Genomic DNA, 22,738 nt, shown 5'->3' on the forward strand with positions numbered 1-22,738 from the left:
GGTTCAGTTTTTTTTCAAACTTGGAACGATTTTCTGATTTTACCGAGGGCTTCTTCGGCCTTGGCTAACAGCTCGCGGCGTTTGGTCGAGGGGGAGGCGGTGGTGCGGATGCCGTGACGGCGGCAGAAGGCATCATCGGCTAACAAATCCTGTACAGGTGCGGACTGGGCCACATATAGGGAATAGATCAAGTCCCACTCGAGGTCGGTGAGGTCTTCGCGGCATTCGGAATAGATGCGTTCGAAGGTCGCTTGGTCGGGGTCGGAATTCGGATCCTCGAATTGCTTGCGATGGTCGGGGTCGTCAGTGAGGGCATCGAAGCTTTCTCCGGCGTTGGGCCGGTTTTTCTGGGCGGACTTTTTCCGCATCCAGTCGATGGCTCGAAACCCGGTGATGCGGGTGTGCAGCGGGATCAGTTCTTCGAAGACCGTGAGATCGAGGATCGGAGCGCCGCCGTCGTTGCGTTCGCGGGCGAGTTCAAGTAGGCTGTCGTTGAATACCTCGTCGGCATCGGGTCCGCGAATGCCCTTGCGGGAGAGGGTATGAAGGGCGAGGGGGCGTAGTACCGGAGGCAAGTCGTTCCATTCGCGGTCGTGGAACCCGCGCTCCGCATCGCGTCGTTGGAGGCGGTCAAGGTTGAGATTCCGCTCGTAGCGGCTGTCTCCGGGATCGTGATGGAGCTGGGGATCTCGGTGGTCGCGGCGTTGGAGCGCCACGCCCTCTCGGGCCGCGCGAGCGGTTTCTTCGAGGGCGGTGGCCAAGAAGGGACCTTCGCCAGGAAAGGTTTTGAAGGAAAGCGAGGCGTTGCGAAGCGCGCGTTCGGCGATGTGAGTGGCTTGATCGTTGGGGAGCAGGATGCCTTCGACGGGGCGTCGTGCTCGAGCCCAACAGGCCTCCCAGCAACGCCGGAGAGTGTCTTGGGTGACTCCGTCTGGGTGTGAAAACGGATCACTCATTGAGGATGAGAATGGGACATTGGTTGCATCGCTCCGGGTGTGGGAGCTTTTCGGGTACAAACTTGCTTAGTCTTGTTAATATTCGATCTCCGGACAAGCCAGAACCCGGTAATCAGGGGAACGAACAGGGATCCGAGGATCATGGGCCAAAGCGGGCGCGGTGGTGGCAAGGGAATGCTGGGGCCGCTGAGCAAGGGTCCCGATTGGCTCAGGATGAACGGTGCAAAACGGAGGATCGCGAGATCGAAACCAGGATCCGAAGCGTTCGGGATCTGATCTCGTTGGGTTTCCCAGAGTGACTGGGCCGGGCGCCCGGACTCGAGAGCACGCTGGTAGAAGTCGTGCATGAAGTCCGGCGTTGAGCGATCGGAAACGGGCCACAGGGCGACGGCGACTTCGCGGGCTCCTGCGAGGTGGAATGAGCGTCGCAGCCCAAGCAGGCCTTCCCCGGAAACGGGGGTGCCATTGCCGGAATCGCAGGAGGAGAGGGTCACCAAGCGGGTTTGGCTAAGGGGTAGGCGAGCGATTTCCGCGGGAAAAAGGAGATCGTCCTCGGGGCTAACGGGAGGATCGGAAGGCGATCTCATCGCTCCGCGGTAGAGGACCAACCCCCCGGCAAACAGCAGATCAGCATGATCATCGAAGTCGAGGGTGATGCCGGAGTTTTGAACGGAATCGGCGAGATAGAATGCGTGACATCCCAGATGAAGAACCGCTGGTGATGGGGTGAGTTGGCGCAAGCTGGGCTCGGTGGCTTCCTCATTTTGCAGGAACTTGGAACCGCGTGGGGCCAGCTTGCGAAGCATGCGTGACTCCTTGTCGGTGCCTGGCATGTCGTCGAGGGAGCCCAGAGTGCGAAGCAGCGGGGATTCCGCTTCTTCGGCCCCCGCCGGTTTTGGGAAATGAGAGACGGTGACGACCTCCCAAGGGCTGGCGGAAAGGCTCTGTCGTGTGCGGGGTTTGAGGAGGTCTCGGGCGTTCCCCACGGTGGTGATTTGCAGGTATCGATGGCAGAGCGGAGTGCCATCGGCATCCAGGAGCGCGGCCAAGGGGAGGAAGTGGAGTGCCCCATCGGGAGACCAGGCGATGTGGTGAACATCGGGGGGCAAATGGGCGGCAAGAGGTGCCCAGAATTCTCGTTCGAGTTCCCGAAGAATGGTTCGGAGCTTGAGAGTCGGTGGGGGTGTGTCGAGCCCGGCGAGGTGATCGCCCTGCCATTGGAGGCGTCCCCTGAGAGCGGAAAGCCACCTCAAGGCCGATTCCTCCGTTCCTAGGGGAATCCACTCGGGATCGCGACCGGGCAGGTAGAGGACGCAGCCGAAGCGTGGCGAAACGAGAGGTTCATCCGGAAGGTAACGGCAGACGTCGACGAAGGCCCCATCGGGGGGGAGAGTCGAGGAGACGACGGCGGTGGTGGGAAGCTTGGTAGAGGTATCGCCGAGGAGGGCATCCAGCAGACGACCCTTGGAAGCAATCAGGGTGGTCGCGATGCGTTGAGGGTCCCCGGTGGCGCAGGGGAGGGAGACCGGATCGAAGCGAGCCAGGAAATTGAGGCGCTCGCGCTCGGTGCCGTTGTGGACGAGCTTTTCGAGAAGTTGAAGGCCGATTTTCGTCGTGCCGTCGACCATCTCCAGGGCACGAGGATCATCCAAATGGAGATAGACGAAGGCGAGATTGCGGCGGGTTTCGGCGACGCGGAGGTGGACGGGGTCGAGGTGCCGGTTTTGGAGTTCGAGACAGCGTTCCAGAGCACTGCGTGCCTCCGTGAGTTCTCCATCGCGAGTGAGAGCAACGCCGAGGTTGTTGAGAGGGGTGATCAGGCCGGGATGGTCCGCGCCGACCTCGGTTTCGAGGATTTCGATGGCGTAGCGGAAGGCTTCGGCGGCTTCCTTGGGATTGCCCAATTCGAGCGCAAGGTTGCCGAGGTTGTTGATGTAGGGAACCGAAAGGGCGGGGCGATCGGCGAAATACTCCAGGGCGTCGGCTGAGATGTTGTGAAACTCATCGATGGCATCCTCGACGTTGCCGAGCCGAAGGAGGCTCAGGGCGCGTTGGGAGCGGAGAGAGAGTCGGAGTTCGTGGTCATGGAAGTCGATTTGGAGAGCCTGATCGATGGTTTCGACGGAACGGGCGTGGCTGCCGAGGGTGTGATAGTAGCGGCTGAGGTGGCCCAGCATTTGAGCTCGGTCAGCCACGGAGTCTTCAGGTGTGACCTGAAGAGCTTCTTCGATCAGCGGCAGGACGGCTTCGTAGTCGCCTGACACCAAGCGGTTCATGGCAAGGTGGTCGAGGGAATGGGCAAGTTCGCCAGGCTCTCCAGCAGTTCGGCGTTGGGAGACCAGCTGGCGGAGCAGGGTTTCCGCCTCGGGCAAGCGGCCGGCATCCTGGAGGGTGAGAGCGAGGGCCTCCTGAGCGTTGGCCCGCTGGGCTGGAGGTGCCGACTCAAGGATTTGGCAGGCCTCGGTGAGGGCATCCAGGGCCTCATCGGTCTTCCCCAATTTTCGTTTCACCACGCCCAAGGCATGGAGGCTTCCTCCGAGGGCGAGGGACGCATCGGAACTCGGCCGAGATTGGCGCTCTGCGCGCCACTCACGAACCAATTCCTCAAGGCCGGGCTCGGCTTCCGCCGGACGGCTCAGATCGATCTCTTGTCCCGCCGCGCGCCCGCTAGCGAGTGCCAAACACAACCCTGCCAGGACAAAAATCTGGCATAGGCGTGATGACATAAGACCTGAAGGAAAGGCGGGCATCAGCAGGTTCGGGAATAGGGGCAATCACGCAGGATGGATAGGCCAACAGTCCTGAATATTGCAAAAATCTGAAAATCAGTCACTTAATGTTTTGGATTTAGGGGATGGGTTGTCTTGAAGGTCAAGTTTTGTCGAAAAACTTCCCATGGGGAATTGCGCCATCAAGGGGGCTAAAAATCAGGTCATGCAGGTGCCCCGGGAATGGGGATGGAAGAATGTCCCTCAAGGTGAGTCAGTGGAGGCGTTCGAACTCCCCCAGATCCGGGGGGGCACATCAGGCACCGACATTGGAAAACGACAAAAGCCGAAGCCCGGGAAGGGCTTCGGCTTTGGGGGAACACCGCGGGGGAAGGCGGCGTGAATCAGTTGAATTCGATTTCCAGGCGGTAAGAAGCAGAGGTGTCGGTATCAGGAAAGGTGATCGACACGGGCGTTTTGCCATTGGCCGAGGTGCCCAAAACGATGGGGCCAGATGGGGCTGGCGACCAGGTGTCGTTGGCGCCTTGCTTCAGAACCCTCCAGTAGCCACCAGCGGCGAGCTTGGAGGAGTCCGTCGTGCTGAGGATGCCATTGGCCACCGTGAACTCGATCGTGGTGGAGGAGGCATTGTGCTGGAGCTTCATGCCGGCCGGAACACTGGAGCGGGAGGCCCAGTTGGTGCCGAAGAAAGCTTCGATGGCATTCGGAGAGCCGTCGCCGTCGATGTCATCGGGCACCGGGATCTGGAGGATGGAGACGGCCTTGGCGGCAAGGCGGGACTTCAGCAGCGTTTCCAACTGGGCCGGAGTGGTCGTTGGATTGGCGGAAAGCTCTAGAATGGCAGCGCCGGTGGCGATGGCGGTGGCAGGGCTGGTGCCACTCATGGGAGTTCCCTGCCCGGCAGTTTTGTTCGCCGGATCGTAGCAGAGAACATTTTGACCGGGGCAATAGAAGTCGACGGCGGTTCCGTAGTTGGAGGCGGAAAGCCGGGTATTGCTTGAAGTGCTGGCGCCGACGCAGATGGCCCCAGCGAGGGTTCCGTTGGAGGATGGGGAGTAGTTGGCAGCAGTGGCGTTCTGGTTGCCGGCAGAGAAGATGACCGTGATGCCACTGTTGACGGCTTCGGCAATGGCGGCGTTGACCATGTAGCTTTGGCCCGCGACTTCCGAGCCGAGGGCGCAGCAGATGACTGCCGGCATCCCCGGGTGTGCATCTTGATAGTCAATGGCGTCATAGATGGCGCTGCCGATGTCGGTGAGGCTGGGAACGGTTTGGCCGTAAGCGATGTTGTAGTTGACGACGTGAATCGGGGTTCCCGGTGCGATACCGGCCTGCGGCCCGGCAATGATGGAAAGCATCTTCGTGCCGTGCCCAGTGGTTGGACTGGTCGAGTTGCTTTCGTAGGTGGATTGATAGAACTCGAAATAAAGGTTTGGGTTGCCTCCAAACCAGTTGGTGGAGTTGTCGACGGCGGTGTCGATCAGGAACAATCGGACGGGCTTGCGAGGTTCGGGATAGGCGTAGCCGGTGGTCGAAGCAGAGTAGTTGACGTCATTCATGCGGGCCGGTGCCCAGCCGGCAGAGGCATTCCAGCCCTGTGGGCTGGCGCTGAGGAGATCGGGAAAAGTGGAGACCGACTGAGCGGGGTTGCCAAACAGGCAGGGTGCCGCCCCCAATGCAATCAAGGCAAAGAGAAAACGTTTCATGGATGTGGGTGTGTGCGGCTGTTGGAAGTATGGTTGGTTCATGTTTCGGTCTAGATTAAAGTTAAACTTAAACTTAGTTAATATCATCTAATGGGAAGATGTATTATTGGTGTTTGAATTAGAGTTTCTCGAAAGGATTCGAATGCCTGAAAGCTGAGGGTCGTTGAGAAGCGACAGGGGCGAATAGTCCGCAGAGCTTGATGGCACGGCCCGATTTCTCCGTGGTTGTGGGAGATCCCGTGACCGCAGCGGAGCGGATGGGGTCAGGTGGAAATCGCCCACCGGAAGGGGAGAAGGCCGAGGAGGGAGGAAGTGCCAGCGGAGCGGCCTTAGCGGAGCGGTGGAGAGACGGGGCCTGGTGAAACGGAGGGTGCGGAAGGCACACGTAGATACCCGAGGTCAAGAATCGGGCAAAATTCGGCGCGGAAAGGGCTTTTTGGGCTTCCTGGCAAGCTGGAAATCGCGTGGGTAGGTGGCGTCCAGCCCTTGGCAGTGCGAGGGATTTCCGGGGGCTTGCGGAGTCGCAAGGAGAAGTAGAATCAAGGGATTCCCGGCATTTCTTCGGGAATCCTGAGGAGGCGTGAAAGGGAAAGCAGGCCGGCGGCATGGGACTCCAATCGGAATCCTGGCCGCCGGAACTTCAGGGAAGGGGTCTCACCCTCAGTGGGGAGTCGCGCCTTCGGGGGGGAAATCGAGGCATCGATCCGGCTTACGGACCGGCGGGAGCGATTTCCCAAATCTCGACAATCTGGTTGCGTTCAGGGATGCCGGAGGAGAATCGATCGGTTTGCCCAAGGTAGGCGGCCTGAACCTTTTGGCCGGGGCGTTTGGCTTCGTCCAGAAGCACGGCCACGGCGGTGGCACGATCGGAGGAAAGGGTGCGGTTGGCATCGACATTTCCGGTTTCCGAGGCGTAGCCGACCACGAAAAGCATGGCGCCTTCCGGGGCTTCCTGCGCGATGCGAGGGAGTTCTTGCTGGAGCTCTGCATCGACTTCGGAGGAACCGGTGGCAAAGGTGCAAGTGCGCATGACATTGGCGCCCAGCTTGGCGCCGAAGCGGCTGTAAGCGGTGGAGATTTCGGAGTCGGGCTTGCCTTCGAGGGTGAGCAGAGCCTGATAGAGTTGGACGGCTTCTTTGCGAATCTCGGACTCGGTGGCAGCGAAGATGGTGGCCTCTTCAAGTTGTTTGGTGAGATCCGCCACTCGCTGGCGAAGCTGAGTGTTCTCGGATTCGGCGGTGTCGAGTCGGGCCTGAAGGTCACCGGGAGCGGATTGGGAATCGGCGAGTTGTTGGCTGAGGGCGACGATGCGGGCCTTCGCTTGGTCGAGGTCGTTCTTGAGGGTAGTGGCGAGTGAGGCGTCGATCAGGGCGGTGTCGAGGTCGTGCTTGGTGCGGTCCAGCAATTCCCGGAGGCGCTTTTGGTCCTGCAGGGCTTTGACGCTCTCCTGGCGCACGCCATCGAGTTCGAGCTCTTTTTTCTGGATGAGTTCCTCGAAGCTGGAGGCGAGGGCGGAGAGGGTGCTGGCATCGCTGCGCAAGCGGGCGGCGACCTCATCGGCGGTTTCCGCCATGTTGCTGGAGGCGATCGGTTCGAGTCCCAGGGAAACGCGGGTGCGATTGAGCTCGGCGCGGCGGGTTTCGATATCCGCCTTGAGGGATGCCATACCGGGGCTTTCAGAGTTTTTCCCGGCGGGGAGGCCGGGTTTCATGAGGTTTTGGAAGAGCAGAACTCCGAGGAGAGTGATGATGATGAAGGCAGCGATGGCCCAACCCGGGGAGACGGTTTTGGTGGCCGAAGGTTCGGCGGAAGAGGTGTCAGGAGTCGAGGAATCGGCGGCTGACGAGTGAGTGGCCTCTTCGGGGGAGGGAGAAGGTTGGTCGGTCATGGCGGATCAGGAGTGAAGTTGCAGGAGTTCCTCGGGCTGGGAGATCAAGTGAGTGGGGTTCTCGGCGGCGAGGGCCTCGGTGGAGTTGAATCCCCAAGTGACGGCAGCGACAGGAATGCCGGCTTTTCGAGAAGCTTTGAGATCTCGAATTTCATCTCCGACATAAAGCATTTCGTCGGACTCGAGTGAAAAAGTTTTGCGGATGGCGCGGAGGTGTTTGGCCTTTCCGGTGAGTTTGGAGGTGGAGGAGATGAAGTCGAAATGTTCGCGCAATCCGTGGGCGCGCAGGAAAAGATCGACGTTGGTGGGGGCATTGGAGGTGAGGATGCCAAAGGAATCGCAACGGCTGCGCAGGATGGGAAGGACTTCGCCAATGCCCTCAATGAGGGGGAGTTGCATGATGTTGGCTCGCATCAAGGTGGTTCCGCGTGCGATCAATCCAGGCACCCGTCGTTTGGGAATGTCGAGGTGACTGAGGAGTTCGCGCAGAGAGAAGTGGCGCAATCCGGGGAGTTGTTCGGCAGAGACCTGGCGGAGGCCCATGCCTTCCGCCAGTTCGTTATAGATCCGCCGGCTCTCCTCAAGGGTGTCTGCCAGGGTGCCGTCGAAGTCGAAGATGATGGTCCGATAAGCCATTCGCGGAAGAGGGGAGCGGATTGAGCGGAAGAGCGCCAAGGAAAAATCAGGCCAGGGTGAGGGGTAGGTTGGGATCGATGGGGGAATCGAGTGGCGAGAAGCGATTTTCGAAGGTGCGGAGAAGGCCGGCGAAGCCAATCATGGCAGCATTGTCGGTGCAGAGCCCCGGGGATGCGGTATGAAGGGCGAGGTCTTCCTGAAGGCAGGCCTGTTCGAATTGGCCGCGGAGGGTGCGGTTGAGGGAGACCCCACCGGAAAGGGCGAGAGTTTGACGCCCGGCATGACGGGCAGCGGCAAGCGATTTGCGGAGGAGGACGTCGATGACGGCCTGTTGAAAGCTGGCGCAAAGGTCGGGGAGGTCACCGATTTGGACCTGGCCCGTGGCCGGTTGGCGATCGGTGAGGGTGTAGAGCACGGCGGTTTTGAGGCCGGAGAAGGAGAAATCGAAGCCGGGTTCCTTCATCATGGACCGCGGGAAATCAAAAGCGGCTGGGTTGCCGGTGGCGGCGGCTTTCTCGATCTCCGGGCCGCCAGGATAGGGGAGGCCAAGCATTTTGGCGACTTTGTCGAAGGCCTCTCCCGCTGCATCGTCGCGGGTGGAGCCTAGCTTTTGGTAGCGACCTGGGCCCGCGACATCGAGGAGCAGGGTATGGCCGCCGGAGACGATGAGGGCGAGGTGGGGAGGGACGTGCCCGAGTTCCACGAAAGGGGAGAGGAGGTGGCCTTCGAGGTGATTGATGGCGATGAAGGGTCTTCGGGCGGCGGCGGCGAGGGCTTTGGCCGCTGTTGCCCCGATGAGGAGGGAGGAGGCAAGGCCGGGGCCAGAGGTGGCGGCAAAGGTGTCAATCTCTGCGAGGCGGACTCCCGCATGGGAAAGGGCCTGTTCGACGAGGGGGCGGAGGTGCAGGGAGTGATTGCGGGAGGCGAGCTCGGGAACGACGCCGCCATAGACGCGATGGAGTTCGATCTGGCTGGCGATCTCAGAGGCGAGGATGTGCGCGGGTTGGCCGGGTTCGCCCTGAAGGAGGGCGACAGCGGTTTCATCGCAGGAGCTTTCGATGGCGAGGACGAGCGGCACGTGGCGGCGATGTTCCGCGTCTGGGTGAGGGGTGGCAAGAGTTCAGAGCCGGGATCTGATCAGGGATTCTCGAGGAGGTGTTGGGTGGCGGCTTGGATGACGGGGTCGGTCCAGCCGGCAAGTCGTTGTGTTTGCTCGGGCGTGAGGGAGTCGGGGTGGAAGGAGAGGCGGATGTTCTCGCGCTGAGTGGCGTCGGTTTCGACGGGGAGATCGGGGGTGATGCCGGCGAGGTGAGGAGTGCGGCCACTGGGGGTGTGATAGGTGGCAATGGTGAGGCGCAGGGCGGTATTCCCGCCCATGGGGATGATGTTTTGGACGGAGCCTTTGCCGTAAGAGATTTCTCCAACCACGGTGGCGCGCTTGAGGTCTTGGAGGGCGCCTGCGGTGAGTTCGGAGGCGGAAGCTGACATGCGATCGATGAGGACGGCGATCGGGTAGTCGCGATGACGACGTTGTCGGGTGGGGGTGCGAAGGGTTTCGGTGGCGGAATCGTCGCGTCCGCGGGTGGTGACGACCGCGGTATCGGGGGGAAGGAATAGTCCGAGGATTTCGACGGTGGTGGAGAGGGATCCGCCGGGGTTGCCTCGGAGGTCGAGGAGGAGCCGTTTCATGCCGGCATCTTCGAGATCATCAAGGGCGGTTTCGATTTCATGAGAGGCGGTGGTCGCGAATTCGGCGAGACGGAGGTAGCCGGTGGTGCCGTCTGCTTGGAGGTGCGAATCGGCCAGGGCTCGGGTGGCGACGAGGCGATGGGTGAGGGCGATTTCCTGGGGTCGTGGGTCGGCAGGGGATTTGAGGCGCAGGATGACGGGGGTTCCGGGAGGGGAGTGGAGAGCGGAAAGGATTTCGGCGGGTTCGAGTTGGGAAGTGGGACGTCCGTCGATCTCAAGGAGGGAGGAGCCGGGGAGGAGTTCGGCGGCGGCGGATCCAGGCAAGACATTGGCGAGGTAGGTTCCATCGTCTCTCCAGCCGAGGGTAATGCCCAGCGAGGGCAGGAAGGGGTCGAGGTCGGGATGGGCCTTGAGTAGGGCCGCCATTTCCGGGTGGATGAAGGAGGAATGGGGGTCGAGAGAGGCCAGCATGCCCTCAAGGGCGTGGTTGACGAGGCGATCGTAGGCCAGTTTGTCGACGTCGGGATGGCGCTGACGAACCTGTTCAAGGACTTCGATGAAGCGTTCGATAGCGGGATAGGCGGCTTCTTCTGGGTCGGGCGGGCTGGCAGCAAGCAGTGGAGCGGAGAGGGCTAACAGAAGCAGCAGTTTCACGAGGGAAAGGTGGGCGAAACGCGGGGAGGAGCCGAGGCAGAAGTGAGATCAGGAGGCGACGAGATCGCGGTGTTCCGGGTGGCGTTGGAGCCAGGCGACAGCATAGCCGCATACGGGTCGAATCTGGAGTTGGCGGGCTTTGGCATGGGCGACAACCCCTTCCATGAGACGCCCGGCGGTTCCTTGACCGCGCAAATCGGGGTGGGCCTCGACGTGAGGGAGGATGAGGAGATCGCCGTCCAGTCGATAGGTGGCGAAGGCGAGAAGGCCTCGTTCGGTGAGCTCGAAGCGTTGCCGTTCGGGCGAGTCGATGACTTGGGTCATGGCGATCAGGGGCGAGTGAGCCAGGTGCTGGCGGCGGTTTCTTCGCCGGGAGGGAAGCTCTGGATTTCGAGTCCGGGGATGAGCATGCTTTCCCACTGGCTGATGCGGCGGATCCAAGTTTCATCGGCGACCACCGCGGCGCGGCGGAAACGTCGCAGAATACCCAGCATTTTCGGAAGGCGGGCAAATTCGAGAGCGATGGCCTGGCGGGATGGCATTTCGAAATGCTCGATCCGGATGAGCATGGTGCCGTTCTCGATGCCTTCTGCTTGGGCGGTGAATTCATCGAGCACTTCCTTCATTTCGGAGGCTTCGAGACGCCCCCCAAATGTGAAGTCGAGGTGGTTTCCGGTGCGGTGGACTTTGAACATGGCGGGCGGAAGTGAGAAGTGGCGCAGCCTTGCACGGGTGTCTGGGCCACGCAAAGGGAGAATCTTCCGCCCGCCAGTGGTGAGGTCTCAGGCAAGCTCGAATCTCTGAAGGAGTTCGCGTTTGGGGACTTTCACCAAGTCGAGGGGTAGGTCTTTGACGATGCGTTGGCGGACACCGGCTGAGAGGGAGTCCCGAAGTTTTGCAAGGATGGTCTTGGGGGCGGCGAGGCAGATGGTTTCGTCCGCGCCTTGAGCGACGGCGTCGATATGCCCGGCGATGGCGAGGAGTTGGTTGCCTTCGACTTCCGCCTGTTCACGATGGCGTTCTCCTACGGAGTTGCCACCGGGTCCATGGGACATGCGACCGGCCTGGTAGGTGAAGCGGTCCGAGACGCGGCTATGGCGGTTTTCGAGATCGATGTCCTTGAGGTCTTCAAAAGCGGGAGAGGTGGTAGGATCATCGTCGTCTTTGGAAATGCGGTAGGCTTTCATGCGTCCAAGGTCGGCAACAATCAGAAGTCTCTTCATAGCGTGGCACCGTCGCGAGGGTGGGAGGGATTGCAAGGGAATCCGGGTAAGGGAGGGTCGCTGAGCAGGGAGCGAGCGAGCTGGAGGCGAACTTGATCCGGGTCTTTCCCGGCGAGCCACTGGTGGCAGCGGTGGGCACCGCGACGAGAGAGGTAGTGAGCGATCTGGCGAGATCGGGAATCCCCGAGATGATGGGCGCGGGCGATGGATAGGCTCATGACGAGGAGTTCGGCAGCGGTGTCGACGAGGCGTCCTAGCAGAAGCTGCTGGCTTTCGAGCTTGGGGCCGAAGTGGGCCATGGCGTGGAAGATGGAGCGAGCGAGGCGGCGGCTGAGGGAGGCGGTTTGGAGGAGGGAATGGCGCAGTTGGGGGTGGAGGTCGGAGGGCAGCTGGCGGGAGGCCAGGGGCCGTGGCAGCCATTTGAGCGGATACCACGCAGCGTAGTGAAGGCCCGCGGAGACGGCGGCACGGGCTCGCTCGGAGGTCGACTTGCGGGTGTCGAGGGCGGCCGCACCCCGTCGCAGGTGAGGATCCAGGGCTTCGCGAGCGATGAAGAGGTGCATGATCTCGGTGGAGCCCTCGAAGATGGTGTTGATGCGGCAATCTCGCAGGGGGCGCTCGATGGGATCGGCCTTTTCCCCGCGGTGGTGGAGGGAGTCAGCGGTTTCATAACCACGCCCCCCTTTGATTTGCATGGTGGCATCGATGCCACGCCAGGCGGCTTCGGTGCCCCAGAGTTTGGCGATGGCGGCTTCCATGCGGATGTCTGCCGAGGATTCGCGGTCGACGAGGGCAGAGGTGAAGAGAACGAGGGATTCCGTGGCGAAGGCATCCGCAGCGAGGTCGGCGAGTTTTCCTCCGATGGCGGCATGATTGCCGATTTTTTGGCCCCATTGCTCGCGGGTTCCGGACCATTCGAGGGCGATCGAGAGGCAGCGTTCGAGCATCCCGGAGCATGCGGCTGGAAGGGTGAGCCGGCCGGTATTGAGGGTCGTCAGTGCCACCTTGAGGCCCTTGCCGACGCCTCCGACGACGTTTTCATTGGGGACTTTGACCTGAGTGAATCGGACGACGCCGTTGTAGAGGGCCTTGAGCCCCATGAATCGGCAGCGGGTCACGATCTCGACGCCAGGTTGATTCATTTCGACGATAAACGCTGTGGTGCCGTGGGGTTTTTCTGCGGTCGGCGTGCGGGCCATGACGATCAGGGCATCGGCCTTGAGGACATTGGTGCACCAGAGTTTTTCGCCATTGAGCACCCAGCCATCGCCGACAAAGGTGGCTTCGGTTTTCATGCGTGCGGGATCAGAGCCGACATCTTTTTCGGTGAGAGCGAAGGCAGAGATCGAGCCGGCAGCACAGCGGGGAAGGTACTTCCTTTTTTGGGCCTCGGTTCCGAACACAAGGAGAGGTTGGGGAAGGCCGATGGATTGGTGGGCAGAGAGCAGCGCTGTGAGGTTTCCACAGTGGCCGCCGAGGATCTTGGCAGCGCGAGAATAGTTGGTCTGTGAAAGTCCGAGGCCGCCGTACTGGGTGGGAATCTTGATTCCGAAGGCGCCGAGTTGGGCGAGTCCGTCGATGACTTCGTCAGGGATTTCCCCGTCGCGGTCGATGCGGTCGGGATCGGTTTGAGTTTCAAGGAAAGTCTGGAGAGGGCCGAGAAACGCATCGCCCGCATCGCGGTCCTTGTCTGGTTGCGCAGGAAAGGGAAAGAGAAGACGGAAGTCCGGCGTGCCGTTGAAGATGGACGCGGCGAGGCCGGTGAGTTCGCGGGGATCGCGTGAGGACTCGGCAAGCTCAAGTGCCGCTCGCTGGCCCTCGTTCATGCGGGAGGTGTCAATGAGAGTGCTCATGATGAAAGGGTGGGGTCGGAGTTCCGGAAGTGGCGTAGAGGGGCCCGCCACGGAAGGGAGGGAAGCCGGTGCCCAGAACCATCGCGAGGTCGATGTCATCGGCGGATTCGGCGACGCCTTCGCGAAGGCAACGTTTGGCCTCGTCGGCCATGAGGAAGGCGAATCGGGTGGCGAGGGCCAGGGGGGCGGCCTCCGTCCCCGTGCGGAGACGCAAGGCGGTCTCCGAGGGCTCGGGGTGCCCCTTCCCATAGCGGTAAAAACCTTCCCCGGATTTGCGGCCGAGATGGCCGCTGGCTACCAACTTTTCGACTACAGCGGGGATCTGCATGCGATCTGGAAAGGCGGCTGCGAGGGTGCGCGCGACATGCAGGGCGACGTCGAGCCCGACCTCGTCGAGGAGGCGAAGAGGTCCCATCGGCATGCCGTATTGCAGCATGGCGTCATCGATGACTTTGGGATTGCCTCCCTTTTCGAACACTTCTGCGGCGGCGACGAGGTAGGGGAGAAGGATGCGGTTGACGAGGAATCCTGGGGAGTCGCGAACGACGACGGGAAGTTTGCCAATGCGGCGGACGAAGGACACGGCGGTGGCGAGGGTCTCGTCCGAGGTGTCGGGAGTGCGGACCACCTCGACGAGTTGCATGCGATGAACGGGATTGAAGAAGTGGAGCCCGACAAGGCGGGAGGGTTGGGTGACGGAGGGTGCGAGGTCGCGCAAGGGGAGGGCGGAGGTATTGGTCGCGAGGAGGGTGTGGAGGTGCGATCGAGAAGCAAGGTCCGCGAAGAGGGTCTTTTTGATATCGAGGTTTTCGGTGGCGGCCTCGATGATCAATTGGCAGCGATCCAAGGGGATCTTCCCGGAGGACAGATGGATGCGATCCAGGCCGCGAGCGGCTTCGGTGGTGGTGAGGATGTGTTTGCGACGGGAGGTCTCGTAGTTCTTGGTCAGCCGTTGGTATCCCTGCGCGAGTGCAGAGTCGGAAACATCCTGCAGAATCACTTCGATACCTCGGGTGCTGAGCCAATAGGCAATGCCGGAACCCATGACTCCGGCGCCAATGACGGCGACGCGGTCGATCGGGTGAGGTTCGGCATGGGCGAGGGAATGTTTTCGGGCCCGTTCGGTGAGGTGGAAGAGGCGCATCAGGCTGGTGGTTTCCGGAAGGGCTGCGAGGCGAAGCAGAGCGGCTTTTTCCCGAGCGAAGGAGGCCGCGATCGGTCCACTCACGGCACGGCACATGACCTCGAGTGCGGAGAGAGGTGCGGGATAGTGCCCGCGGGTCTTTTCGAGGAGGTCGGCGTGGGCCTTGCGTCGAATGATCGCCACGGAAAGGGGGTGGTGCAGGGCAGCGTGATGATGGGGGGGGCGTTTGCCTTTCTGCAGGAAAGTGATGGCGTGGGGTTCGAGGCGCTGGAGGGGCGCCACGGCGTCCACGAGTCCTTTGCGCTGGGCGCTGGTGGCTTTGAGGAGCTTTCCGCTGAGGACGAGTGGGAGAGCAGTGGGGAGTCCGACGAGGCGGGGGAGTCGGGTGGAGCCGCCCCAGGCGGGGAGAATGCCGAGTTGGGTTTCGGGGAGGCCGATGCGGGTCTTCGCCGAATCGGACGCAACGCGCCAATCGCAGGCGAGGGCAAGTTCAAGTCCGCCGCCGACGCAGGCACCATGAATGGCCGCAACCGTGGGGATGGCGAGCTCGGCGAGTTGGTTGAATACTTGGTGTCCGAGGTCAATGAGTTCGGCGAGTTCGCTGCCTGATGCGTTCGTGAGCTTATCAAGGTTGGCGCCAGCAATGAAGATGGTGGGTTTCGCCGAGCGTACCAGGAGACCCGTTACCGAGTGGTCCTTTGAGAGGGTATCGAGGGTTGCTCGAAGTTCTTCAAGTGTGGCCCGATCCAGGAGATTGGCGCTCGAACCTTGGCGATCCAAGGTAAGGGTCGCGAGGCCGTGGAGATGGGTGAGTGAGAGATTCATGGTAAGGGAGGGCCTTAGCGTTCAAGGAGGAGGGCGGCGCCTTGGCCGCCACCAATGCAAAGGGTGCACAGGGCGCGGTGAGCGCGGAGTTCATGGAGTTGATCGAGCGCGGTGAGCAGAAGTCGGGCTCCGGTGGCACCGACGGGGTGGCCCAAGGCGATGGCTCCGCCGCGGCGATTGAGGTTTTCTGGTGGGATTTCGAATCGGGGTCGGTCGGAATGTTTGGGGTGGGCGAGTTCCTTGAGGACGGCAAGCGCCTGGGCGGCGAAGGCTTCATTGAGCTCGACGAGGTCGATACGGGAGGCCTCAAGGCCGGTCTGCTGACGCAGGCGCTCGATGGCAGGAATGGGGCCGAGGCCCATGCGTTCGGGATCGCAGCCAGCGTAGGCAAAGGCGCTAAGACGGCCGAGCGGTTCAAGGTCGAGACGCTGTGCGGCGGCCTCGGTGCCGACGAGGAGAGCGACCGCGCCGTCGGTGAGTTGTGAGCTATTGCCGGCGGTGACGGTGCCTGTATGAGCATCGAAGAGGGGCCGCAATCGGGAGAGCCGATCGGGGGTGGAGTCGTCCCGGATCCCGTTGTCGGAGGTGATGGCGCGGCCATGAACAGGGACAGGGGAGATTTCCCGCTTGAAGGAATCGAGGGCGTTCAGTGCCTTGCGGTGGGATTCGGCCGCAAATGCGTCTTGTTCGCTACGGGAGATGTCGTATTCGAGAGCTAGGAGTTCTGCGGTTTCGCCCATGAGTTTCCCGGTGAAGGGGTCGGTGAGCCCGAGTTGCAGTCCGATGCGAGGCTTGAGATCGCGGGGTTTGATGGAGGCCAGGCGGGCAAGCTTTTTCCCTGCCGAATGGGCGTGCTGAAAGCGGGCTAGTTTGGTGGCGGCCGCATGGGGAAAGAGCAAGGGGATCTGGGACATGCTTTCGGTCCCGCCGACGAGAAACAGATCTCCTTGGCCTGTGGCAGCGCGCTGGGCTGCGGTGGTCACGGCTTCCGTGCCTGAGGCACAGTTGCGGTGCACGGTGGAGGCAGGAACGTGAAAGGGAATTCCCGCCCGGAGGGCAATCACCCGGGCGACATTGGCGGCGTCGACGGGCTGGGCGACACAGCCGAAAATGACTTCGCTGATTTCAGCGGGATCAATGCCGGTGCGGGTGAGCAGGGCTGAGGTGACGTGGCGGCCGAGGTCGGCTGCGTCCATCGCCTCCAAGTCGGTGCCCATGCGGGCAAATGGAGTGCGGGTGCCGGCGAGGATGTAGAGGGGTGCCATGGGTCGGTGAGTCGAGAGTTACGATGCTGGGTTCAAAGGGGCTTGGGTCGGTGATCGACGAGCTTTTGCTCTTTGAGTTCTTTGCCGACGCCTTGGATCCGACGCATTTCGTCCCAAGAATGAAAGGTGACGGCGTTGGGTGAAAACTCGGTGGTTTGGCGAATGCGGTGTTCGATCCGTTCGCGAAGTTGATCTTCTGAAGTGCCATCGAGAGTCACCGCATGAACCAGGACCTGATCGGTTTGCAGGGGATCGTCGTCCTTCTTGCGAAGTTCAATTTGCCAAGCGCCGAGTCCATCGGTGTCATCGAGGAGGTTTTCGAGGGCATTGAAGTCGACGAGTGTGCCCTTGAGTTTGTCGATGTGCAGTCTCCGGATGTCGGAGACGCGGGAGATTTTGCCGATCAGGCGGGGGCAGGTTCTTCCGCAGTAGGGGCAAGGTTCTTGGGTGAGGCCACCTTCGATGAGATCTCCGGTGCGGTAGCGAAGTACGATGGTCCCCCTAGCATCGATGGGGGTGTAGACGATTTCCCCGGGTTGGCCATCGGGCACGCGTTCTCCGGTCTCGGGATCGATGATTTCGATGAATCCCATATCGGGATAAATGTGGAATCCTGACGGCTCGGCACCGGGTTCGAGGGGCAGGCATTCGGTCCAGGCAACCTTGGCTTCTGTAAATCCGTAGGTAGAGAGGATGCGAACCTGAGGAGATCCCAGTTGCTGGCAAAGGGAGATGATTTTTCGCCGCATACCCTGGGGAACTTTCTCGCCGCCGAGGACGATGCGTTGGAGTTGTGTCCACCGGGAACCTTCTTCGTGGGCCTCCTGAAGGAGGTGATAGAGAAAGGTGGGCATGGCGATCAGGGTGTCGGGCTGGATTTTGTCGATCAGCCGAAGATTCCCCTCAGTCCCCATGGATTTGCCGCCACCGGTGGACAGGACAAAGGTGTTGTAGCCGATGCCGGCGTAGTGCGCCTGCCAGAAGGCCAGGTGGGGAGCGAAAGGAAAGGCGTTGAGGTGACGCCAGGTGGCATCGGCGCGGCAAAGCTCCATCAGGCGTCGTCCACTCTCCTCGAGGCGATCAAGATCGTGCTGCGTGTAAAGAAAGGGAACGGGTGCGGCGGACCGACCGGTGGTGCTGGTGAGAAGGATGGGTCGGAGTTCTCGGGTCAGCCGTTGTTGGGTATTCCGTGGGCCGTGGCGGAGAACTTTGCGCAAGGTGGAGCCTTGGCGTTTGAGGGAGTGCTCGTCTGGGATGACCACAAAGTCCCGTGGGTTCTCGAGGTGGCTTTTGCGAGTGAAAGGGAGGAGAGAGAGGTCGTCGATGCGGCGAATGTCCCGAGGGTCGAGACCGAGTTCTTTGAATTGCCGCCGATAGTAGGCGACAAAGGGTACGACACGGTCCCGCAGATATGGGGTGAGTCGACGGCTTTGTTGATGGGCGATCTCGTCAGGCGACGCGGTCTCCCACCACTTGGGGTGATGGGTGAGTTTCATGGGTTTGGGTGAGGGCTCGGATCTCCTCAAGGTGGCGGGTGGCGACCTCCCGCCCGGCATCGATGAATTTCCGGAAATGGGAGTAATCATGCCAGGTGGCGAAGAAGTGCTCGGGGCGGAGGCAAAGGTCAGCACGGTGAATGGAATCGTGGGCCATGCGAATCTGGGCGGCGCGGATGCTCTGGCGGAAGGTGTCGATGACATTGCCGGGAGCGAGCAGGTTGAGATTGCGGTTGAGGGCTCGGGTCGCACGGCGCCAGAGAGGCGGATGCACGGGTTCGTCACCGACGTTGGCCCAACCGGACTCGATATCGGAAAAAGTTGGGACGACCGAGACGGCGAGAATGCGATCGACTCCTCCATATTTTTGAAGGGCGCCGACAGGAACGGGTTCCACCACGCCCCCATCGACACAGCGATGCTGCCCGAGGCGCACAGGCGCGATCACGCCGGGCATGGCGCACGACGCGTGAACGGCATCGACCAATGAGCCGCTTCGGAGCACCAGCCGCTCCTTGGTATCGATATCGGCGGCAACGACGAGAAGGCGTCGTTCGAGGTCCTCAAAACGGAGATCACCCAGCGAACGGGCGAGGTGAGCCTTGGCTTTGAGGCCGTGGAAGAGCCCCTTCATGGGAGGCACGATCGGATCGGCGAGTTTCCAGAGCTGACGCCGATCATGAAGTTCTGCGGCCAATTCTTCGAGTTCCGTTCCCGAGAAGCCGGCAGCCCACAGGGCTCCGACATAGGCGCCCATGCTGGTGCCGGCGATGGCATCGATCTCGATGTCGTTTTCCTCAAGGACTTGGAGCACGCCGACGTGGGCGAGGCCACGGGCTCCCCCCGATGAGAGGGCGAGACCCAGCTTCGGTGCTGCACTTTCTCGCAGTGGCCTGCCAGACGGGGTCCGGGCAGGGCGGCGGCGAAAAAGAAATGGAATCAGCCGGAACATGGGTGAATGACAGGACGGGAAAAGATCCACCCTAACAATAGACCCGATGAGTGCGGGGCGCAAATGAACGACGGGAGTTTTTCTCCGCGTGGGAACAAAAAAGCACGCTTCCCGAGGTGGGAAGCGTGCGGAGAGCCCTTTGAGGGGACGGGACCGGCTTGATCAGGCAGCGTCTTTGTCGGAGCGACGCTTCCTCACCAAGGGCGCCTTGTCTCCGGCGACCACAGCGGCGTTGATGGTGACGGACTCGACATCGTCTCGCGAGGGCACCTCATACATCACGTCGAGCATCAGGCGTTCGAAAATCGAGCGCAGGGCTCGGGCTCCGGTGCCGCGCTTGACGGCTTCTTCGGCAAGCGCACGAAGGCCGTCTTTGGTGACCTTCAGCTTCACGCCATTCATGGCGAGCTGCTTGCCGTATTGTTTGACGAGGGCGTTTTTCGGTTCGGTGAGAATCGAAACAAGTTCGTCTTCAGTCAGTTGGCGCAGCGAAGTGATAACCGGGAGTCGGCCGATGAATTCGGGGATCAGGCCGAAGTGGAGCAAGTCCTCGGGTTGAGTGAGGTCGAGCGGATTTTCGGAGGATTCCTTGGCTTCCGAAATGCCGTGGAAACCGAGGGAAGCCCGGCCCATGCGGCGTTGGATGATTTCCGGAAGTCCGACGAAGGCGCCGCCGCAGATGAAGAGGATCTTCTCGGTGTTGATCTGGATGTATTCCTGTTGGGGGTGTTTGCGGCCTCCTTGGGGTGGGACATTGCAAACGGTGCCTTCGAGGATTTTGAGAAGGGCCTGTTGGACGCCTTCTCCGGAGACGTCCCGGGTGATCGACACGTTGTCGGTTTTGCGGCCGATTTTGTCGATTTCATCGATGTAGATGATGCCGCGCTCGGCACGGGAAACGTCGAAGTCGGAGGCTTGGAGAAGCCGCAGGATGATGTTTTCGACATCCTCGCCGACGTATCCGGCTTCGGTCAGCGTCGTGGCATCGACGATGCAGAATGGCACATCCAGCAGGCGCGCCAGAGTGCGGGCCAGCAGGGTCTTGCCAGAACCGGTGGGGCCGAGCAGGAGAACGTTGGATTTCTCGATTTCGACGCCATCGAATTCGCTATCCTGAAGGGTTTCCTGGCGGAGGCGCTGGTAATGGTTGTAGACGGCGACCGAGAGCACCTTTTTGGCGACTTCCTGACCGACGACGAAGTCATCCAGCCGAGTGCGCATTTCTGCAGGAGAGAGCAGTGGCCGGGCGGCAGCGGTGGAACGCTGTCCGCGGGCTTCGTTGTCCCCGCCATGCAGTTCTTTTTCCAGGATGTTGGAGCAAACATCGACGCATTCGTTGCAGATGTAGACTCCGGGGCCGGCGATGAGCTTTTTCACTTCTGAGTGACTCTTGCCACAGAAGGAGCACATCGTGAGGTTGGAGGCTCTTGCCATAGTGAAATCGGGGTTTCTTGGGGTTATTTCGGTGGTGCCGAAAGCAAAAAGGGTGCCGCGGACCCGCCACGGCACCCCGGAAGTTTAGCGCGTTACGGATCAGGCGTCGTCCTTTTTTCCGTCATCCGTGGCATCCATGGCGGATTGCACGGCATCGGGGAGCTGCTTGCGGCTCTCAAGGACCTTGTCGACCAGGCCGTAGTCCCGGGCTTCTTCGGCGGACATGTAGTTGTCGCGGTCGCTATCGCGTTCGATCTCTTCCACGGTGTGTCCGGTGTGCTCCGCAAGAATGCCGTTGAGGCGCTTCTTGAGGTTGAACATGAACCCGATGGTGCGCTCCACGTCGGAAGCGGTGCCTTGGGCGCCGCCGGAGACTTGGTGGATCATCACGTGGGAGTTGGGCAGGCAGAATCGTTTGCCTTTGGTGCCAGCGGTAAGCAGGACGGAGCCCATCGATGCGGCGATGCCGATGCAATAGGTGTTCACGTCACAGGTGACGAACTGCATGGTGTCGTACATCGCCAAGCCTGCGGTGACGGAGCCACCAGGGGAGTTGATGTAGATGTGAATGTCCTTCTTCGGGTCCTGCATTTGCAGGAAAAGGAGCTGCGCGATCACCGAGTTGGCGACGAAATCATCGATCGGCGTGCCGATGAAGATGATCCGGTCCTTCAGCAGTCGGGAATAGATGTCGAAGGAACGCTCGCCGCGACCGTCTTGTTCGACGACGACGGGAACGTAGTAGCTGCCGCGGGGACCCGCGGCCTGCGGGATGGAAGTCGGGTGATTCATGCTTCGGAGGTTTCCGGCTGGTCTGCCGGGATTTCCTCGACGCTCGCGTGTTCGAGCACGAAGTCAATGGCCTTGCCCACCAGCATGGAGTTGCGGATGCCAGCGATGCGGCCTTCGCGTTGCAACTGCTTGATGAACTTTTTCGGGTTCTCTTTGCGGCTGGCGGCGACTTGGGCGAGGTGTCCCACGAGTTCTTGGTCGCTCACTGAGAGGTTTTCAGCCCGTGCGATCTCCTGAAGAATGAAGTTGGTTTTCAGGTTGGTGCGGGCTTGAACGCCGGCGGAGGCGAAGATTTCGTCGCGCTGAGCAAGGATTTCGTCCTGGGAAAGTCCGGATTGGGCACTTTGCTGAACCAAGGAGTCGGCCTGGCTCTGAGTTTCCTGGCGAAGCAGGGCGTCGGGGAGTTCGAAGTCCACGGCGGTGTTGAAGTGTTCGACGATCTGGTTGACCTTCATGTCGTCGATTTGCCGTTGTTTTTCGGCTCCCATGCGCTCGCGGAGGATGTCCTTGAGTTCTTCGAGGGTCTTGTCCCCGGTGAGCTTGGCGGCGAACTCGTCGTCGAGTTCTGGAAGCACGGCTTCCTTGATTTCCTTCACGGTGACTTCGTAGGTGAGTTCCTTTTCGCGAAGTTCTGCGACCGGGAAATCTTCGGGGACGGTGACCTTGACGGTGCGGGACTCGTCCTTGGCGGCGCCTTCCAGTTGAATCGCGAAACCGGGGAGGAAGGACTCTTCATCGAGCTTGATCCAGAAGCCCTCGCGGCCGGAAATGTAGCCGACCGGGCGGCCGACGACTTCCTCGATGGCCTGGTCGTCGAGCTTGCCGGTGTAGTCGATGACGAGAATGTCTCCCGAAGCGGCGTTGCGGCCTTCGACATCACTGTAGTCGGCGGAGCGCTCGCGGAGAGTTTGGAGCTGCTGGTCCAGTTCTTCGTCGGTCACCTCGCTGGAAGGCGCGTTGATGGTGACGCCCTTGTAATCAGGAAGGGCGATTTCCGGAGCGAGAGTCAGGACTGACTCAAAAGAAACGGCACCATTTTCGCCGGTGGTGAAGGCGGAGGGGCGCCCGAAGTTGAGAACTTTGAGGTCTTGGCTTTGCAGGGCTTCGTCGAATGCCTTGCGAGCCAGACGGTCTTCGAGTTCACCGGTGATTTGCTCGGCGAAGCGCTTCTCGATCACTTTTTTGGGTGCCTTGCCGGGCCGAAAGCCTTGAATACGAGCTTGGGAGGCATAGGTGGAAACGATGCTGCTACGCTCCGTCTGCACGGTTTCCGAAGGGATTTCGACGCGGAGGGTGGCGGTGCAGTTGGGCTGCTTTTCAACGCTGATGTTCATGATCCGAGAGCGGCTGGGGCGGCGAATCGATGCCGCGGGCGGGGAGGCTTAGGAGACAAGGGGCGGGATGTCAAAGCGAAGTACGGGCGGCTTCACCGGGAAAGGGGACATGATCCTTGACGGGACAGGGGTCGGATGGGTTTGATCCGCGCATCGCTGAAA

At 61.2% G+C, this 22,738-nt stretch carries 18 protein-coding genes; all 18 read right to left on the reverse strand.

The window, feature by feature from the left end:
• Positions 1 to 14: 14 nt before the first annotated feature.
• Positions 15 to 956 (reverse strand): hypothetical protein, encoded by a 942-nt coding sequence (locus HNR46_RS06060; protein WP_184016833.1) that lies wholly within the window; start codon positions 954 to 956, stop codon positions 15 to 17.
• The gene (locus HNR46_RS06065; protein WP_184016835.1) at positions 953 to 3,682 is read right to left on the reverse strand and encodes a CHAT domain-containing tetratricopeptide repeat protein; all 2,730 of its coding nucleotides are present in this window, start codon (positions 3,680 to 3,682) and stop codon (positions 953 to 955) included. The genes HNR46_RS06060 and HNR46_RS06065 overlap by 4 nt, the downstream gene beginning before the upstream one ends.
• A gap of 386 nt (positions 3,683 to 4,068) precedes the next feature.
• Positions 4,069 to 5,391, reverse strand: a complete 1,323-nt coding sequence (locus HNR46_RS06070; RefSeq protein ID WP_184016837.1) for a S8 family peptidase — start codon at positions 5,389 to 5,391, stop codon at positions 4,069 to 4,071.
• A gap of 709 nt (positions 5,392 to 6,100) precedes the next feature.
• Positions 6,101 to 7,279, reverse strand: coding sequence for an OmpA family protein (locus tag HNR46_RS06075; RefSeq protein WP_184016839.1), 1,179 nt, complete (start codon positions 7,277 to 7,279; stop codon positions 6,101 to 6,103).
• A 6-nt stretch (positions 7,280 to 7,285) separates the two neighbouring features.
• Positions 7,286 to 7,915, reverse strand: coding sequence for an HAD hydrolase-like protein (locus HNR46_RS06080; RefSeq protein WP_184016841.1), 630 nt, complete (start codon positions 7,913 to 7,915; stop codon positions 7,286 to 7,288).
• Between the two features lie 46 nt (positions 7,916 to 7,961).
• Entirely contained in the window at positions 7,962 to 8,993 is a 1,032-nt protein-coding gene (gene tsaD, locus HNR46_RS06085; RefSeq protein WP_184016843.1) for a tRNA (adenosine(37)-N6)-threonylcarbamoyltransferase complex transferase subunit TsaD, read from the reverse strand.
• Between the two features lie 59 nt (positions 8,994 to 9,052).
• Positions 9,053 to 10,258, reverse strand: coding sequence for a S41 family peptidase (locus HNR46_RS06090; RefSeq protein WP_184016845.1), 1,206 nt, complete (start codon positions 10,256 to 10,258; stop codon positions 9,053 to 9,055).
• 48 nt (positions 10,259 to 10,306) lie between these two features.
• Positions 10,307 to 10,582: a GNAT family N-acetyltransferase gene (locus HNR46_RS06095; RefSeq protein WP_184016847.1), complete on the reverse strand. Its 276-nt coding sequence runs from the start codon at positions 10,580 to 10,582 to the stop codon at positions 10,307 to 10,309.
• A gap of 5 nt (positions 10,583 to 10,587) precedes the next feature.
• Positions 10,588 to 10,953 carry a SpoIIAA family protein gene (locus HNR46_RS06100; protein WP_184016849.1) on the reverse strand — a complete coding sequence of 122 codons (366 nt, stop codon included), beginning with the start codon at positions 10,951 to 10,953 and terminating at the stop codon, positions 10,588 to 10,590.
• An 87-nt stretch (positions 10,954 to 11,040) separates the two neighbouring features.
• Positions 11,041 to 11,481: a host attachment protein gene (locus tag HNR46_RS06105; RefSeq protein WP_184016851.1), complete on the reverse strand. Its 441-nt coding sequence runs from the start codon at positions 11,479 to 11,481 to the stop codon at positions 11,041 to 11,043.
• Positions 11,478 to 13,334 (reverse strand): acyl-CoA dehydrogenase family protein, encoded by a 1,857-nt coding sequence (locus HNR46_RS06110; protein ID WP_184016853.1) that lies wholly within the window; start codon positions 13,332 to 13,334, stop codon positions 11,478 to 11,480. The genes HNR46_RS06105 and HNR46_RS06110 overlap by 4 nt, the downstream gene beginning before the upstream one ends.
• Positions 13,318 to 15,303 (reverse strand): 3-hydroxyacyl-CoA dehydrogenase NAD-binding domain-containing protein, encoded by a 1,986-nt coding sequence (locus HNR46_RS06115; RefSeq protein WP_184016855.1) that lies wholly within the window; start codon positions 15,301 to 15,303, stop codon positions 13,318 to 13,320. Before HNR46_RS06115 ends, HNR46_RS06110 begins: the two co-directional genes overlap by 17 nt.
• A 14-nt stretch (positions 15,304 to 15,317) precedes the next feature.
• A complete protein-coding gene (locus HNR46_RS06120; protein WP_184016857.1) occupies positions 15,318 to 16,568 on the reverse strand; it encodes a thiolase family protein in 1,251 nt (416 codons plus the stop codon).
• 32 nt (positions 16,569 to 16,600) lie between these two features.
• Complete coding sequence (locus HNR46_RS06125) at positions 16,601 to 18,064, reverse strand: phenylacetate--CoA ligase family protein (protein WP_184016859.1); 1,464 nt, start codon at positions 18,062 to 18,064, stop codon at positions 16,601 to 16,603.
• Positions 18,018 to 19,016, reverse strand: coding sequence for a patatin-like phospholipase family protein (locus HNR46_RS06130; protein WP_184016860.1), 999 nt, complete (start codon positions 19,014 to 19,016; stop codon positions 18,018 to 18,020). Before HNR46_RS06130 ends, HNR46_RS06125 begins: the two co-directional genes overlap by 47 nt.
• 162 nt (positions 19,017 to 19,178) lie before the next feature.
• Complete coding sequence (gene clpX / locus HNR46_RS06135; protein ID WP_184016862.1) at positions 19,179 to 20,450, reverse strand: ATP-dependent Clp protease ATP-binding subunit ClpX; 1,272 nt, start codon at positions 20,448 to 20,450, stop codon at positions 19,179 to 19,181.
• A gap of 99 nt (positions 20,451 to 20,549) precedes the next feature.
• A complete protein-coding gene (locus HNR46_RS06140) occupies positions 20,550 to 21,242 on the reverse strand; it encodes an ATP-dependent Clp protease proteolytic subunit (protein ID WP_184016864.1) in 693 nt (230 codons plus the stop codon).
• The gene (gene tig, locus HNR46_RS06145) at positions 21,239 to 22,576 is read right to left on the reverse strand and encodes a trigger factor (protein ID WP_184016866.1); all 1,338 of its coding nucleotides are present in this window, start codon (positions 22,574 to 22,576) and stop codon (positions 21,239 to 21,241) included. Before tig ends, HNR46_RS06140 begins: the two co-directional genes overlap by 4 nt.
• Between the last annotated feature and the right edge of the window lie 162 nt (positions 22,577 to 22,738).

It is taken from the genome of Haloferula luteola (genome assembly GCF_014201715.1).
Taxonomy (GTDB): domain Bacteria; phylum Verrucomicrobiota; class Verrucomicrobiia; order Verrucomicrobiales; family Akkermansiaceae; genus Haloferula; species Haloferula luteola.

Excerpts from the sequence above, each read along its gene's own strand:
- HNR46_RS06060 (WP_184016833.1), bottom strand. The coding sequence starts at position 956 with ATGAGTGATCCGTTTTCACACCCAGACGGAGTCACCCAAGACACTCTC.
- HNR46_RS06065 (WP_184016835.1), bottom strand. The coding sequence starts at position 3,682 with ATGTCATCACGCCTATGCCAGATTTTTGTCCTGGCAGGGTTGTGTTTG.
- HNR46_RS06070 (WP_184016837.1), bottom strand. The coding sequence starts at position 5,391 with ATGAAACGTTTTCTCTTTGCCTTGATTGCATTGGGGGCGGCACCCTGC.
- HNR46_RS06075 (WP_184016839.1), bottom strand. The coding sequence starts at position 7,279 with ATGACCGACCAACCTTCTCCCTCCCCCGAAGAGGCCACTCACTCGTCA.
- HNR46_RS06080 (WP_184016841.1), bottom strand. The coding sequence starts at position 7,915 with ATGGCTTATCGGACCATCATCTTCGACTTCGACGGCACCCTGGCAGAC.
- HNR46_RS06095 (WP_184016847.1), bottom strand. The coding sequence starts at position 10,582 with ATGACCCAAGTCATCGACTCGCCCGAACGGCAACGCTTCGAGCTCACC.
- HNR46_RS06100 (WP_184016849.1), bottom strand. The coding sequence starts at position 10,953 with ATGTTCAAAGTCCACCGCACCGGAAACCACCTCGACTTCACATTTGGG.
- HNR46_RS06105 (WP_184016851.1), bottom strand. The coding sequence starts at position 11,481 with ATGAAGAGACTTCTGATTGTTGCCGACCTTGGACGCATGAAAGCCTAC.
- HNR46_RS06110 (WP_184016853.1), bottom strand. The coding sequence starts at position 13,334 with ATGAGCACTCTCATTGACACCTCCCGCATGAACGAGGGCCAGCGAGCG.
- HNR46_RS06115 (WP_184016855.1), bottom strand. The coding sequence starts at position 15,303 with ATGAATCTCTCACTCACCCATCTCCACGGCCTCGCGACCCTTACCTTG.
- HNR46_RS06120 (WP_184016857.1), bottom strand. The coding sequence starts at position 16,568 with ATGGCACCCCTCTACATCCTCGCCGGCACCCGCACTCCATTTGCCCGC.
- HNR46_RS06125 (WP_184016859.1), bottom strand. The coding sequence starts at position 18,064 with ATGAAACTCACCCATCACCCCAAGTGGTGGGAGACCGCGTCGCCTGAC.
- HNR46_RS06130 (WP_184016860.1), bottom strand. The coding sequence starts at position 19,016 with ATGTTCCGGCTGATTCCATTTCTTTTTCGCCGCCGCCCTGCCCGGACC.
- clpX (WP_184016862.1), bottom strand. The coding sequence starts at position 20,450 with ATGGCAAGAGCCTCCAACCTCACGATGTGCTCCTTCTGTGGCAAGAGT.
- HNR46_RS06140 (WP_184016864.1), bottom strand. The coding sequence starts at position 21,242 with ATGAATCACCCGACTTCCATCCCGCAGGCCGCGGGTCCCCGCGGCAGC.
- tig (WP_184016866.1), bottom strand. The coding sequence starts at position 22,576 with ATGAACATCAGCGTTGAAAAGCAGCCCAACTGCACCGCCACCCTCCGC.